The organism is Enterococcus haemoperoxidus ATCC BAA-382 (genome assembly GCF_000407165.1).
Taxonomy (GTDB): Bacteria; Bacillota; Bacilli; order Lactobacillales; family Enterococcaceae; genus Enterococcus_L; species Enterococcus_L haemoperoxidus.
On sequence record NZ_KE136480.1, the window covers coordinates 981,331 to 995,447 of the forward strand.

General features: G+C 35.1%; 12 protein-coding genes. 10 read left to right on the top strand and 2 right to left on the bottom strand.

From position 1 onward, the window contains the following. Positions 1 to 13: 13 nt before the first annotated feature. The 5 genes from I583_RS15155 to ruvB all read left to right on the top strand — a co-directional run bounded on the left by I583_RS15155 (position 14) and on the right by ruvB (position 4,720). Positions 14 to 508, top strand: a complete 495-nt coding sequence (locus I583_RS15155) for an acyl-CoA thioesterase (RefSeq protein ID WP_010762291.1) — start codon at positions 14 to 16, stop codon at positions 506 to 508. Between the two features lie 99 nt (positions 509 to 607). Further along, a complete protein-coding gene (msrB, locus tag I583_RS15160; RefSeq protein WP_010762292.1) occupies positions 608 to 1,045 on the top strand; it encodes a peptide-methionine (R)-S-oxide reductase MsrB in 438 nt (145 codons plus the stop codon). Between the two features lie 189 nt (positions 1,046 to 1,234). Beyond that, on the top strand, positions 1,235 to 2,908 hold the full coding sequence (locus I583_RS15165) for a peptide ABC transporter substrate-binding protein (protein ID WP_010762293.1): 1,674 nt from the start codon (positions 1,235 to 1,237) through the stop codon (positions 2,906 to 2,908). Positions 2,909 to 3,085: 177 nt separating this feature from the next. Next, positions 3,086 to 3,697, top strand: a complete 612-nt coding sequence (gene ruvA, locus I583_RS15170; protein WP_010762294.1) for a Holliday junction branch migration protein RuvA — start codon at positions 3,086 to 3,088, stop codon at positions 3,695 to 3,697. A gap of 12 nt (positions 3,698 to 3,709) precedes the next feature. Further along, on the top strand, positions 3,710 to 4,720 hold the full coding sequence (ruvB, locus tag I583_RS15175; protein ID WP_010762295.1) for a Holliday junction branch migration DNA helicase RuvB: 1,011 nt from the start codon (positions 3,710 to 3,712) through the stop codon (positions 4,718 to 4,720). A gap of 114 nt (positions 4,721 to 4,834) precedes the next feature. Here ruvB and I583_RS15180 read toward each other — a convergent pair whose 3' ends face one another. Continuing rightward, the gene (locus I583_RS15180) at positions 4,835 to 5,707 is read right to left on the bottom strand and encodes a helix-turn-helix domain-containing protein (RefSeq protein ID WP_010762296.1); all 873 of its coding nucleotides are present in this window, start codon (positions 5,705 to 5,707) and stop codon (positions 4,835 to 4,837) included. Between the two features lie 223 nt (positions 5,708 to 5,930). Between I583_RS15180 and I583_RS15185 the strand changes: the two genes are divergently transcribed. From I583_RS15185 to I583_RS15205, 5 genes are all read left to right on the top strand, one after another. Then, positions 5,931 to 6,608 carry a CPBP family intramembrane glutamic endopeptidase gene (locus I583_RS15185; RefSeq protein ID WP_010762297.1) on the top strand — a complete coding sequence of 226 codons (678 nt, stop codon included), beginning with the start codon at positions 5,931 to 5,933 and terminating at the stop codon, positions 6,606 to 6,608. Positions 6,609 to 6,827: 219 nt separating this feature from the next. Then, positions 6,828 to 7,886: a hypothetical protein gene (locus tag I583_RS15190; RefSeq protein ID WP_010762298.1), complete on the top strand. Its 1,059-nt coding sequence runs from the start codon at positions 6,828 to 6,830 to the stop codon at positions 7,884 to 7,886. A gap of 319 nt (positions 7,887 to 8,205) precedes the next feature. Further along, positions 8,206 to 8,781, top strand: a complete 576-nt coding sequence (locus I583_RS15195) for a TetR/AcrR family transcriptional regulator (protein ID WP_010762299.1) — start codon at positions 8,206 to 8,208, stop codon at positions 8,779 to 8,781. 108 nt (positions 8,782 to 8,889) lie between these two features. After that, positions 8,890 to 10,584, top strand: coding sequence for an oleate hydratase (locus I583_RS15200; protein WP_010762300.1), 1,695 nt, complete (start codon positions 8,890 to 8,892; stop codon positions 10,582 to 10,584). 381 nt (positions 10,585 to 10,965) lie between these two features. Continuing rightward, entirely contained in the window at positions 10,966 to 12,513 is a 1,548-nt protein-coding gene (locus I583_RS15205; RefSeq protein WP_010762301.1) for a helix-turn-helix domain-containing protein, read from the top strand. Here I583_RS15205 and I583_RS15210 read toward each other — a convergent pair. After that, positions 12,510 to 14,003 (bottom strand): helix-turn-helix domain-containing protein, encoded by a 1,494-nt coding sequence (locus I583_RS15210; RefSeq protein WP_010762302.1) that lies wholly within the window; start codon positions 14,001 to 14,003, stop codon positions 12,510 to 12,512. The genes I583_RS15205 and I583_RS15210 overlap by 4 nt on opposite strands. Positions 14,004 to 14,117 lie beyond the last annotated feature (114 nt).

Here is a 14,117-nt window from a genome sequence, read left to right on the forward strand (position 1 = left end):
AAGGAAACAATGAATGAAATGTTCACAAACAAGAGCCATTCAAACACATATGATCACCTATCCTCATTTAAATTTTCATAAGACCTTATTTGGCGGTCAATTAATGGCATGGTTGGATGAAACAGCGGGTATTTCAGCTGTTCGTGTTTCAAGAGCTGCGATCGTCACAGCTTCTGTTGATCATTTAGATTTTCTTGCACCCTTAAAAGCGGACCATTCAGTTTGTATCGATGCCTATGTATCAGGTATAGGCACACGCTCAATGGAAATATTCGCCAAAGTGATCGGTGAAGATTTATTTACAGGAGAACGTTATCTAGCTGGAACTTGTTTCATGACTTTTGTAGTCCCTAAAGGAGCAAGTCTGCCAAAAACAATCGAGCCTGAGACAAAAGAAGAACGTTTTATCTGTCAAGGTTATGAAGCGAGAAAACAATTCAGACAAGCCAAACGACAAGAAAGTATCGACCTAGCCGAAAATATCGATTTAGATATTCCTTGGAACTAATAATAGACGTAAAACACTCACTTTCTAAACAGAAGGTGAGTGTTTTTTTCTCAATGATGCTATGATAAGATTAATTAAAAAGTAAGGGTGTGATTTGTCATGGAAAAACCATCAAAAGAAGAGTTGAAAGAAAAGCTATCCGATATTGAATACGCTGTAACACAGGAAAATGCGACTGAACGACCTTTTACTGGTATATATGATGACTTTTACCAAGAGGGGATTTATGTGGATGTGGTGAGTGGCGAACCACTTTTTAGCTCAAAAGACAAATACGATGCAGGCTGTGGCTGGCCAGCTTTTACAAAACCAATTGAAAAGCAAGGCGTCAAAGAGAATTCAGATTTCTCTTTAGGAATGCGTCGCGTTGAAGTTCGCAGTAAAGAAGCGGATTCCCATTTAGGACATGTTTTTACAGATGGTCCACAAGATCAAGGCGGGTTACGTTATTGTATCAATGCAGCAGCTTTACGGTTTATACCTGTTCAAGAATTAGAACAAGAAGGATACGGGGAGTACAAATCCTTATTTGAATAATATAATAGCCTATCCAAACAGTTAAAATCTGTTTAGATAGGTTTTTTTGTAGTTTGGTAAAATAAAAATGCGACTGTTATTTTATTTGCATATAAAAATGATTGCTATTTACTCCAATTTCTAGTATTATAAGAATATTCAGAAAATTAAAATTCAGAAAGAAAATAATTGTTTATTGAGGAGAAAAAAATGAAAAGAAAAAACATGACGAAATTAATCAGTGTAATGATGCTGTCTACACTAGCATTAGCAGCCTGCGGTGGCGGTGGTAAGACTGATTCTACAGATAGTAGTAAAGACAACAAAAAAGCCAGTGGGGAACAGCTTTTTAAATTAGTCGTTCAACAAGAAATGCCAAGTGCAGATTTATCAGTTGCAACAAATACAATCAGCTTTTCAGCATTGAACAATGTTTATGAAGGGCTATATCGTCTAGATGATAAGAGTAAGCCACAGCCAGCTGGTGCAGTAGAGTTGGCAAAGAAAAGCGATGATGGGTTGACGTACACGTTTAAACTTAGAGAAGAGGCTAAATGGTCAAATGGTGATCCTGTAGTCGCTTCAGATTATGTTTACGGATGGCAGCGCACAGCAGATCCTAAAACAGCGGCGGAATACGCTTATATGTTTGAATTAGTCAAAAATGGCGCAGATGTTTCTGCTGGAAAAAAAGGCTTGGATGAATTAGGAATCAAAGCAATCAACGATCATGAATTAGAAGTAACCTTAGAACAAGAAACACCATACTTTGATTACTTGCTGGCCTTCCCATCATTTTTCCCGCAAAATAAAAAAATAGTCGAAGAAAAAGGCAAAGATTATGCAACTACGAGTGATGCGTCAGTTTATAATGGACCCTTTACCTTGACTGATTTTGACGGTCCTGGAACAGATACTGAATGGTCTTATACAAAAAATGATCAATATTGGGATAAAGAGGCAGTTCAATTAGATAAAATCGCAGTAACCGTCGTCAAAGAAGCACCTACGTCATTAAATCTTTTCCAAGATGGTCAAGCGGATGATGTGATCTTGAGTGGAGAATTAGCAAAACAAATGGCTGATGATCCAGAACTTGTGATCGAAAAAGACGCACGAACTTCATATCTTGAATTTAACCAAAGAGATGAAAAATCACCTTACCACAATGCGAATCTACGTAAAGCAATCTCTTATTCGATCGATCGTGATGCGTTAGTTGACCGAATCTTAGGAGACGGTTCGATTGCTTCGACTGGTCTTGTGCCAGCAGGCATGTCATTTTCACCAGAAGGCAATAAGGATTTCGCTGACGAAAATAAAAACGTATTGACACATGATACTAAAAAAGCGAAAGAATACTGGGAAAAAGCGAAAAAGGAATTAGGAATCGATTCATTCAAGTTTGATATCGTGGGTGACGATACTGATTCTACTAAAAAAGTACTGGAATATATACAAGGAGCAGTGAAAGAAACGCTTGATGGCGTAGATGTGACCGTTACAAATGTACCGTTTACGGTTCGTTTAGACCGTGGTAAAAATGGTGACTTTGAAGTGATTATGGGCGGATGGGGTGCTGATTATGCAGACCCAAGCAGCTTCACTGACCTATTCCTAACTGGCGGATCATACAACAGAGGTCGTTACTCAAACGAAAAATACGACCAACTAGTCAAAGATTCTGGTAGTAAAAATGCTTCAAATCCAGAAAAACGTTGGACAGATATGGTAGATGCTGAAAAATTATTGATGGATGATATGGGTGTTGCCCCAGTTTATCAAAAAGCAGAAGCCCACATGCGCAGCAAAAAAGTCCAAGGTGTAGTTGCTCACGGAGCAGGCGCGCGATATGACTACAAATGGACATACATTTCTGAATAAAAAAATAAACCGATACGAATTTAGTCTTAATTCGTATCGGCTTTCTTTTTTTCAAGCTACTGATTTTTTTGAATCTGTGCTAAAATAGAAACGTATGTGCGTGTAAAGCGTAAGAAACGTTAGTGCAAAAGTAGTTACTTCTGTTCTAACCTCAACGGTATTAAGAAAGGTGAAATTATGTACGAGTATATTATTGGTAAAGTGACATTTATCAGTCCATATTATATTGTAGTAGAATCAAATGGCATTGGTTATCAGATTTCTGTAGGCAATCCTTATCGTTATTCTGGTAAAACAGATCAGCAAGTGAAAATCTATGTGCATCAAGTTGTTCGCGAGGATGCTCATTTATTATACGGCTTTGGTGATTTAGATGAAAAACAACTCTTTTTAAAACTAATCAGTGTTTCTGGAATCGGACCTAAAAGCGGTTTGGCAATCATGGCATCAGAAGATCATGGTGGTTTGATCAATGCAATCGAAAGTGAAGATGCTGCTTATTTAACCAAATTCCCTGGCGTAGGTAAAAAAACTGCACAACAGATGGTACTTGACCTGAAAGGAAAATTAGGTGAACTGGAAACTTCAGAAGCAGCTGTTGAAGCAATGGCTAAAACACCAACGAACCAATCCGCTAATCAATCGCTAACAGAAGCTTTAGAAGCGTTGAGTGCGCTAGGATACAGCGATAAGGAAATCAAACGCATCACACCAAAACTAGAAGAACTAGGCAAACAGCAGACTGACGAATATTTACGTAATGCATTGAAATTTATGATGAAACGCTAAGGAGGAATGGCTATGACAGAAGATGAAAGACTACTTTCCGCTGAAACAAGTGAGGGGGAAGAGTCCCTTGAAAAGTCACTACGTCCCCAATTTCTCGCACAATATATCGGTCAAGATAAAGTAAAACAAGAGCTTACAATCTACATCGAAGCTGCCCGCAATCGGGAAGAAGCCTTAGATCATACTCTTTTATACGGTCCACCTGGTCTTGGTAAGACAACGATGGCCATGGTGATCGCCAATGAAATGCATGTTAATATCCGGACGACTAGCGGACCTGCAATCGAACGTGCGGGCGATTTAGTCGCAATTTTAAATGAACTAGAACCAGGTGACGTTTTATTTATCGACGAAATCCACCGACTACCTCGCTTAGTGGAAGAGATGTTATATTCTGCAATGGAAGACTTTTATGTAGATATCATGGTAGGCCAAGGAACAACGGCACATCCAGTTCATTTTCCTTTACCGCCGTTCACTTTGATCGGTGCAACAACGAGAGCCGGGATGCTATCTGCACCACTTCGAGATCGTTTCGGGATCATTTCTCATATGGAATATTATGAAACACAAGATTTAAAAGAAATTGTTCTGAGATCTGCTGATATTTTTCAAACAGAGATCGTAGAAGAAGGGGCTTTTGAAATTGCACGCCGTTCTCGTGGCACACCGCGGATTGCCAACCGTTTATTAAAGCGCGTCCGTGACTTTGCCCAAGTTCAATCAAATGGGACAATAGATCGAGGAATTGCAGATCAGGCGTTGACATTGTTACAAGTTGATCATCAAGGATTAGATTATGTCGATCAAAAACTATTAAAGACAATGATTGAATTATATGGCGGCGGCCCAGTTGGTTTAAGTACGTTAGCTGTTAATATCAGTGAAGAAACTGAAACTGTAGAAGACATGTATGAACCGTATTTAATTCAAAAAGGCTTCATCAAACGGACACCTAGAGGACGGATCGCAACGGCTTTAGCGTATGAACATTTTGGCTATGAATCGTATTATCAAGAATAATTAATGGAATTACTCAAACTACAGATAACAAGTAGTTTGGGTAATTTTCTTTCTAGTGATAAGGTTTGCTAAACAGTAAAAACGGAAGTAGTTTTTAAAAGGTTAACTGTTTTCCTAATCTTTGATTGTTACAAAAAAAGCTTCAAACTCGGCGGCAATATCTGTTTGATCGATTATTTTCAACGTATTTAATGCCCAAAGAACTTTTTTCTCACCTGCTTTATAGTCTCCTTGACAGATAGCTAATAATCCACTGTAGTAGATAAAAACGACTCGAAAAAAACTGCTTGTGTATTCCCTACTCAGGTGTTCCAACCAATCTAATGCTTGTGAAATTTCATCCCACTCTTGTTTGCGGAATAAAGTTGGCAAGATATTTGCCAGTAAAGAGGCATAAACTGGGATTGCTCTGTCATATGCTTGATAGTTCGGTAAGGATTTTAGCAATTGCTTAAAAAAGAAAATTTGTTGTTCTTGGTTAAACATATCAGCATTGTTACTAAACAAGACAATTTCCTGCAACGTCCAACTCTGAACATTCATCAAGTAGTGACTAATGATCTGGATATCTTCTGTATTCCCATGCCAATTTTCAAAATTTTTGTAGGTTTCAAAATAGTTGAAGGACTGAATTCTTAAACGTAGTTCTGCCTGACGAACAAGGGTCAACGTTGTAGGAGCAGCCTGGAGTAATGATTGGTACATGTTTTCTAGTGTTTTACTATCGTGGCGGTTGGCGGCATGGGAAAATTTGTTAATATAATCATTTTCTTCCGCTAAATGATACTCATTATGAATATAAAAAAATTCATCGATATCTACCATTAAACGATCCAAAATCTGCATAAATAAAAAAAGTGAGATATCGTGCTTTCCTTGTTCAAATTCAATAGCATATGATTTTGTAATGATGTCGGTATACACTTCTTTTTGACTGTATCCTTTATTTAAACGGATTTTTCTGATAGTGAGTCCATAATTTTTCATTTAGTCACGCCCTTCTAGAGCTAGTTTAGCTTGTTTTTTCAACTGTATCAAAAGGTTACACTTATTTAGGTCCTATATATCAGACTAAAACGACTATAGGAAGAAAAAACAGTTATTATCTAAACAGCAGAGATGAATTATTTGTTTTGAACCAGGCGAATCATTTGTTTACTGCAAAGATAGAAATTATACTAAAAGAAATAAACCTAAGGGTGTGGAAAAAATGCAAGAATTATTTGATAGAAAAGTAAAACTAGTTCCAGCAATTGTTTCGTTATTATTATTAGGCGGTGCGTTTTACTCATTGTTGCATACAAAATTTATATTGAATTTTTGTATTATTCTCGTTGCGGGATTAATTGGAATGTACTTGATGTATGGTGTTGATGGAATCAAAAAGCTTTATTCTCCGCTTAAAAAAGGCTCAGTAAAAATTATATTGATTGCGTATGTGTTAAGTTGGGTAACAGCTCTTTTAGCAAAGTTTTTAGCTGGGGTGATTGGACAACCAACTGCTGATAATCCAATCGTAAGTCAGTTCAGTCATGGAGTAGTACCAGCCCTTACATTATTAGGGAAAACATTGTTTATGCTTGCTGGTGAGGAAATCATTACCACGATTCCGCTGATTTTATTGATTCATTTAGCACTGAATTATAAAGTTGAACGTAAAACAGCAATTATTGGCTCTGTTATCTTAACAAGTCTCATGTTTGGTTCGTTACATTTATCAACGTATGATTGGAATTGGTTCCAATGTTTGGTCGTGATTGGCTTGACTCGCATTCCATTTACGTGGGCGACATTAAAAACAAATTCAATATGGGCTGGTACAATCATTCATATTGCCTTTGATTGGCTGATTTTTATAGGCGTGATGCTCTCTACTTTAGCACACTAAAAGAAAAATCCTATTATATTTAAAATACAGTGTTATAGCTATACCATTATGAGGTTTGCTATAACATTTTTTTGTTGTGTATGCAAAACATATCCTTTTTTTTATAAGAAGTGAGTATTTGATTAGAAAAAAAATCGTATCATTTGCACAAAATATTTTAAGCTCTTATAGTTGATAGTGTACCAATTAGTGAAAATAATAGACGAAAGGATGGAAATTATGGAAAAGAATACGAGAAAAAAAGGATTTGTATCATACCTAACAACGCAGGATGAAGCAGGGGTAAATATCTCTTGGGGGGCAATTATAGCAGGATTAGTTTCCTTCTTTGCGATTTTCTTTACCTTAAGTTTGATTGGTTCAGCAATTGGTTTTGGGATGGTTAAACCAACATCGGATAATCCGTTAGATGGTGTTGGAATGGGACTTATTATTTGGACAGTGGTGACATTTGTTCTTTCATTATTTTGTAGTGGATTTATTGCAGGGGTAGCAGCGCGCAGAGTTGGCTTAGTTCATGGTTTTCTAACATGGGCAACAAGTGTCTTGGTATTATTGGCTATCCTATCTTATACAGCAATCGGAGCATTTTCAGCGATCGGTTCTCTATTTGGGAATATCGCTTCAGCAACCGGCAGCACTGTGGAAACTGTAGCTTCTGGCACATCTGATGCGATTAGCAAAGGGTTTGATAAAGTGACTGACAATGTTCAATCAGTGGATACGACAGAATTACAAGGACAAGTCAAAAAAGTTTTATCTGACACTGATGTGAAAGAATTACAACCTGACTATTTGAAAGATCAAATGAAAGAAGCAACTGACGAAATCACAGATGCTGGAAAAGAAATCATTAAAAATCCAGACAACTCAGATAAAATCTTCAAAGATACTGCAGATTCGTTAGAAGCCAAAGCGAAAAAAATCGGTGATTCAATCGATCGTCCAGCAATTGCAAACGCAGTAGCAAAAAATACTGATTTATCACAAGAAGAAGCGCAACAAGCAACAGATAACATCTACAATGAATTACAAAAAGCATCGAAAGAAACGCAAACACAAATCGAAAATGCCAAAACAAGTCTGGAAGATGCTAAAGAAGACTTAGATAAAAATATTAAAGAAGCAAGACAAACAGCAGAAGACGCTTCAAATACTGTCTCTAAAGCTTCTATCTGGGGCTTTATAGCGATGCTTCTTGGTATGATCATTACATCTCTAGCAGGTTTATGGGGTGCTAACTTAGTGAAAGATCCTGTGACTGAAAGTAAGCTATAAGAGAAAATAGAGATAGATTCGTTTAAAAGAGGATGAGAAAAAAGTGTTTATTTCCGAAGGAGTTGCTTTTTCTCACCATTTATTCGGATTTAGAGCGCTGTACAAAACTGATTTTTAGTTTTGTACAGCGCTCTTTTACATTGTGTTTATACTCTAGTTATGAAAATAATCTAAAAATTTATTAAAAGAGTAACTGTAAGTTATTTTCTCCCAGCAATGTCTACAACCATTAATAATCCATAAAAATCCCTCAAAACCTTATATTTCCTCTCATTTTTTTGGTATGATGTATCTATCTAAAAAAAGCGAGGAAAAAATCATGAGCGAATCACAAATAACCAAAAAAGCTATCTCTTCTGCATTGATCGAACTATGTGACAAAAAGCTATTCAGTAAAATCAGTGTTCAAGATATCACGAAAGAAGTTGGCTTAAACCGTCAGACCTTTTATTATCATTTCACTGACAAACAAGATCTCTTGCGTTGGATCTATACCCACGATGCATTGATTTATCTAGATTCACCTGATGTCAGTATCGACAATTGGGAAGAACAAGCCCTAAAAATGTTAAAAGCGATCCAATCTAAAAGTGATTTCTACTATAATACTGTTAGTTCCGATTCAGATATCTTAAGGAAATGTTTTTCAGCAATCACGAATAAGCTCTTCATCAATTTATTCGATCAAATGGACAAAGAAAATCAGTTGCTCCCAGAAGACAAAGTTTTTTACGCCCGTTTCTTTTCATACGGCTGTAGTGGAGTCTTGATCGATTGGATTTTAGGTGGTTATAAAGAGTCACCGCTAGAAATCGCTACGCAGTTATTCCGTTTAGCGAAAGACACTGAGTTTTTCTCCTATCGTCTCTATGCGCAAGAAAATGAACTGTTGTGACAAATTGTCCAAAGTGTCTAAAAAGAAGACGGAATGGAAAGGCTATCACAAGACATTTACATGGAATCATTGTACGCTAGGTTCATAAATTGAATCGGGGGGATTTTCATGAAAAAAAGACATATTGGATTAGCAGCAGCAGGTGCATTAAGTGCGGCTTTCCTTGCAAAAAAAGTATCCGCTGAAAAGAAAGTAGAAAAAATTGCTGAAATAGAAGAAGAAATCAATAGTCGATATTACGGAGATAAGCAGGTCTACCTGATCGGCGGTGGAATTGCCACTATGGCTGCAGCAGCTTACTTGATTCGAGATGCGAATTTTAGTGGAAAGAATATTCATGTAATCGAAGGAATGAAAATTCTTGGCGGAAGTAACGACGGGATCGGTACAAATGAAAAAGGCTTCGTTGCTCGTGGCGGCCGGATGTTAAATGAAGAAACGTACGAAAACTTCTGGGAATTATTTAGCAGCATTCCATCATTAGAATGGCCTGATCACAGTGTGACGGATGAAATTTTAAATTTTGACCATTTACATCCAACACATGCGCAAGCACGTTTAGTGACAAAAGATCAAGAAATCCTTGATGCTCATACAATGGGCTTTGATAATGAAGACCGCTTAGCAATGACAAAATTATTAGCTGCTTCAGAAGAAAGTTTAGATGGTGTAACAATTGAAGAATGGTTTGGACCACATTTCTTTGAAACAAATTTCTGGTATATGTGGCAAACAACATTCGCTTTCCAAAAATGGAGCAGTGCTTTTGAATTACGTCGTTATATGAATCGAATGATTTTAGAATTTTCTCGAATCGACACATTAGAAGGCGTTACTCGTACACCTCTAAATCAATACGATAGTGTGATTTTACCTTTGAAGTCATTTTTAGAAAAACATGGGGTCGATTTTACCTTGAATGAAGATGTAGTCGATTTAGAATTCAAACCAGGTTCTGAAATCACGGTTACTGCGTTGAAACTTGGAAATGGCGAAACAATCGAGCTGAATGAAGAAGACGTTGTGATCATGACTAACGGAACGATGACAGATAGTTCTACAGAAGGTGATTGGAGCACTCCAGCACCGGCAGTTACCGAAGAATCTCGCTCTGCCCGCCTGTGGCGTAATATTGCGAAGAAAAAAGTAGGATTAGGAAATCCAGAACCATTCTTTGGCAATGAAGCTGAGACCAATTGGGAAAGCTTTACTGTCACTTGTCGTGGTGACAAACTATTAAAACGAATCGAAGAATTTTCTGGCAACATTCCTGGATCAGGTGCTTTGATGACGTTGAAAGATTCAAGTTGGTTAATGAGTACCGTTGTGGCGGCGCAACCTCATTTTAAAAACCAAGATCCTGATACGACAATTTTCTGGGGATACGGCATTTACACAGATAAAGTCGGCGATTATGTGAAAAAACCAATGCGTGATTGTACTGGGGAAGAAATTTTGTACGAATGGATTTGCCAAATGGGCTGGCAAGCAGATTGGGATGAAATCGTTAAAGATGTGGTGAATGTGATTCCTGCCTACATGCCATACATTGATGCACAATTCCAACCACGTAAAATGACGGATCGTCCCCAAGTTGTTCCAGAAAATAGCACAAACTTTGCAATGGTCAGCCAATTTGTGGAGATTCCAAAAGATATGGTCTTTACAGAAGAATATTCAGTACGTGCAGCGAGAATTGCTGTTTATACGTTATTTGAAATCGATAAGGAAATCATTCCAGTTACGCCATATAATCGTGATCCGAAAGTGCTAGCAAAAGCTGCACAAACGATGTTTAGATAATACTATAATAGAGTGTTCATCCTTAAAAAGTTTTAGACTTAATAAATCTAAATCACGCATCGTAAAAAATGTATTTTGTTATGTGGGAATTCCAAAGAGTAAAAGATAAATTGGGTTATAATTTATCTTTTACTCTTTTTTGTTACTATATTTTTCGGGAAAATAAATCTAAAATAGATTTTTGGATTTTAATATCTTTTTTTGGGACAAAAATTTCTAAAAAAAAATAATAAAAAATATGTGAATTACTGCATAATAGTTTTAATCTAATCGAATTATTTCTTTTTTTGCTGAAAAAATAGTAAAAAAAGAAATAAAAAACGAGGAATAAAGGATATATTTATTGAAATAGAGTACTTTTTTTATTTTTAGGAGGGAATAATGAGAGCTTTTTTGGATGAAACGTATGATAGGCAATTAAAAATTTTAAGTTATATAGATAATAAAAAAAAGGTAGTCACGATAAAGCAAATTTCTGATGATACTAATCTTTCAGAGAAAACAGTATTACAAATAATCAGAAGGTTCGAACAAGAACTTGATTTCCAAGAACATCAGTTTCAGATTATTCATTCCAATAAATCAATTAGAGGAATTTATGCAGAAAACCTAGATTTGATGAGAATCTCATCAGGGTATGTAAAAAAATCTGTCCTTTATAAAATGATCCGCAATATTTTTTTATATGAAAAAGTAGATGTTAAAAAATTTTGTGAGTTAGAATATATAAGTCCACCAACATTTTCTCGCTATCGGCAACGGCTAGTTACTATCTTAAAACAGTTTGGTTTAAGGTTATCCCGTGAAAACCAAATTCATGGAGATGAAATGAAGATCAGAAACTTCTTTTACCAGTTTTTCTCTCAATCATCAAGTGAATGGGAATTTAGCTTACAAGAATATCGTGAAATTGAAACGTATATTTATAAGCAAATCAACACTTGGCAAGCTAACAACAAAATCAAACAACGAAAAATTTGCCTGCTTGTTTATATCAGTAACGTTCGTTCTTCGCAAAGACACTATTGTGAAAATAATATAATGACTCAACTAACAAAACAGCTTAATATGGATTATCATTCAGACTACAAATATTTAAGTGGATTATTTGGTTATTTTTTATCAAAGAAAAATAGAACATTGGAGCAAGTTTGGAGTGAGTTAGCTTTCATACAATTGTTTTTATACATAGAAGATTTAAGTGATGAAACAATCGACTACGACAATTATGAAGCATATTTTAGTGAACAGAACTTTTCTTTTATTAAACAAAGTAATTTATTAACAGAAACAATCATTACGACTTTTTTTTCAGAAATTGATACGACCGATAAAAAACTATTTTTACAAATCAGACAAGAAATTGATAAAATGCATCTAGTATTGTCTGAATTTTATATCGATTCGCGCATATTTTATTATGTTTATGATCCAGTCAATTTTTATTACCGTGATTCATTTGAAGATAAAATTTTTGAGCAGGTAAAGCAAATCGTGGCTGAACTGATTGAAGAACCTAAATATCAATATTTATGGAGTCAATTAAAAAGAAATACGAATGAAGAAGCCTTTGTAAATTACCTGTATTTAATCGTTTATGCTCTTTTGAGCAAGCTTCAACAGTATACATATAAAACAGTCAAAGTGATGATCCAAAATTCAAAATTATTTATAGAAGGTATTATTTCCAATAAATTGAGGTTGATTTTTGGAGATAGAATTCAATTAGTAGATGGGTTTCGAAATAATCCTGATATTTTGATTACAGATGTATATTTACCTGACACACCAAAGCAAACCAAAGAACTATTCGTCAGTTCCTTCTCCGACCTCGTGGATTTTAATAGCGCTGTTGATGGAATAAAAAAGGAAATCATCAATCAATATGACCAACGAGTAGTTAAAAAAATTCAATCAATGTTCATTTAGAAGTAGCCAGTCTGAATTCTTGTGCTTACGAATAGAGATAGAGCTTCCCAAGTAGCCGAATTGAAAGGATCATCAAAGAAGAAAAAGTCTTGATTACTAATATCCCCTTCATAACTGTCAGAAATGACTAAGTTTGCTTGCTGAATATCTGAAGTAAAATGAATGACTCGCGTTCCCAAGGTAGTTAATAAGTATTTTTTGATCTTATCTCCAATATAAAAATTTTTTGAGTATTGGCAAAAAATATACAACGGTTCTATATTTCGAGCACTATCTATTATGCAATAAAGCAAATTGGTCATATAAGTAACTAATCCTTTATTAGTTATTTTTTTTAAGAATGAATCGGTTATAGAAAATTGTACTATTAGATTATCAATTTCTTTTTCAATTTTTGAAAAATTCTGCCCATCATTATCTAGGAAAGTAAGTCGATCCTCATTCTCTAAAGTAGAATGATAATCAACGTTGATGTAGTGCACATAAAGTAAAGCAATCATTAAATTGTAGTAATAGAGAAGATATTCTTCTGAATTCATGACTAAATCATATTTTACTTGTATTAACTCTAGTAAATCAGTACAGCTTTTAGTTAAAGCTAGTTGTGAATTGATCAATCGTTGAGCTGTTTTTTGTTTGGTCTTTTTTGTATCAATATCAGAAATAAAAAAACGGCTTAAAAAACCAAAATAAACTTGTTCATTTTTTAGTTCTTCCAAGGTCAGTGTATTGTTGAAGTCAATAGTAAATGTTGTCGGATTTTCTGTTTCTAAAATAAATAAGTAAGAAAAAAATTCCTCTGTAATCGAGATTTTTTCTTGTAAATATAAGCTTCTCCAGTAAGTAATATTTTGATGGTAACGTAGTCGCGTGTGTTGAGATGGGGCTAATGTCGTGTTGATTGGCAAAGGCAACTCCTTGAAATAATCTGGTGATTTGTTGAATGGCCAGACGATCCCTTTATTCGTGTTCCAATACATATAAAAAAGAAAAAAACGAATATCAGCCTCAGCTCCATAAACATTAGATTTACGGGAAAAGTCGCCAAAAGCAATTTTTACTCTAAAGTAACTAAGTTGTTGGTTGATCGTGTTCAAACTTTTGTATGTATATGAGGGACTCAAGTTAATGCTTTGAGCAAGTGACTCTAAAGAAGCATGATTTTTGTTAGCCGCCGCAGCAAAAATTAAAATTTCGGGCGAAATATAGATATAGCTAAGTCTCACTTTATCAAGCACAAATGCAATGTTTAACGAATCAGGCAGCACAACATAAAATGTTGTGTTTTTTTGCTGTATCTGGATGGGTGTTTTAGTGAATAGAAGGCTTAAATCTTCATTTAACTGTTTAATATAGCGATAGATAGTACTTTTAGATTCTTGACTATCAGTGATGATTTCTTGAATTCCAAGACCTTGTTTACTATATAGAAGTTTTTTTAGAAGCTCAAATTTATTGGCTTCATTTTTTTTCATAAATTTTTTATTCATAGTATCATACATTCCTTTTGTATTAAAAAAAAACGATTTTTTATTTTTATTATTATGGAAATATAACATAAAAAACTGAATTAGTTAAAAGGTAAACACTATAATTTAAGCATA

What these genes read in the sequence shown, in the direction of transcription:
- I583_RS15185 (WP_010762297.1), top strand. Translation starts at nt 5,931, where the DNA reads ATGCAAGAATTATTTGATAGAAAAGTAAAACTAGTTCCAGCAATTGTT.
- ruvB (WP_010762295.1), top strand. Translation starts at nt 3,710, where the DNA reads ATGACAGAAGATGAAAGACTACTTTCCGCTGAAACAAGTGAGGGGGAA.
- I583_RS15180 (WP_010762296.1), bottom strand. Translation starts at nt 5,707, where the DNA reads ATGAAAAATTATGGACTCACTATCAGAAAAATCCGTTTAAATAAAGGA.
- ruvA (WP_010762294.1), top strand. Translation starts at nt 3,086, where the DNA reads ATGTACGAGTATATTATTGGTAAAGTGACATTTATCAGTCCATATTAT.
- msrB (WP_010762292.1), top strand. Translation starts at nt 608, where the DNA reads ATGGAAAAACCATCAAAAGAAGAGTTGAAAGAAAAGCTATCCGATATT.
- I583_RS15210 (WP_010762302.1), bottom strand. Translation starts at nt 14,003, where the DNA reads ATGAATAAAAAATTTATGAAAAAAAATGAAGCCAATAAATTTGAGCTT.
- I583_RS15205 (WP_010762301.1), top strand. Translation starts at nt 10,966, where the DNA reads ATGAGAGCTTTTTTGGATGAAACGTATGATAGGCAATTAAAAATTTTA.
- I583_RS15195 (WP_010762299.1), top strand. Translation starts at nt 8,206, where the DNA reads ATGAGCGAATCACAAATAACCAAAAAAGCTATCTCTTCTGCATTGATC.
- I583_RS15190 (WP_010762298.1), top strand. Translation starts at nt 6,828, where the DNA reads ATGGAAAAGAATACGAGAAAAAAAGGATTTGTATCATACCTAACAACG.
- I583_RS15155 (WP_010762291.1), top strand. Translation starts at nt 14, where the DNA reads ATGAAATGTTCACAAACAAGAGCCATTCAAACACATATGATCACCTAT.
- I583_RS15165 (WP_010762293.1), top strand. Translation starts at nt 1,235, where the DNA reads ATGAAAAGAAAAAACATGACGAAATTAATCAGTGTAATGATGCTGTCT.
- I583_RS15200 (WP_010762300.1), top strand. Translation starts at nt 8,890, where the DNA reads ATGAAAAAAAGACATATTGGATTAGCAGCAGCAGGTGCATTAAGTGCG.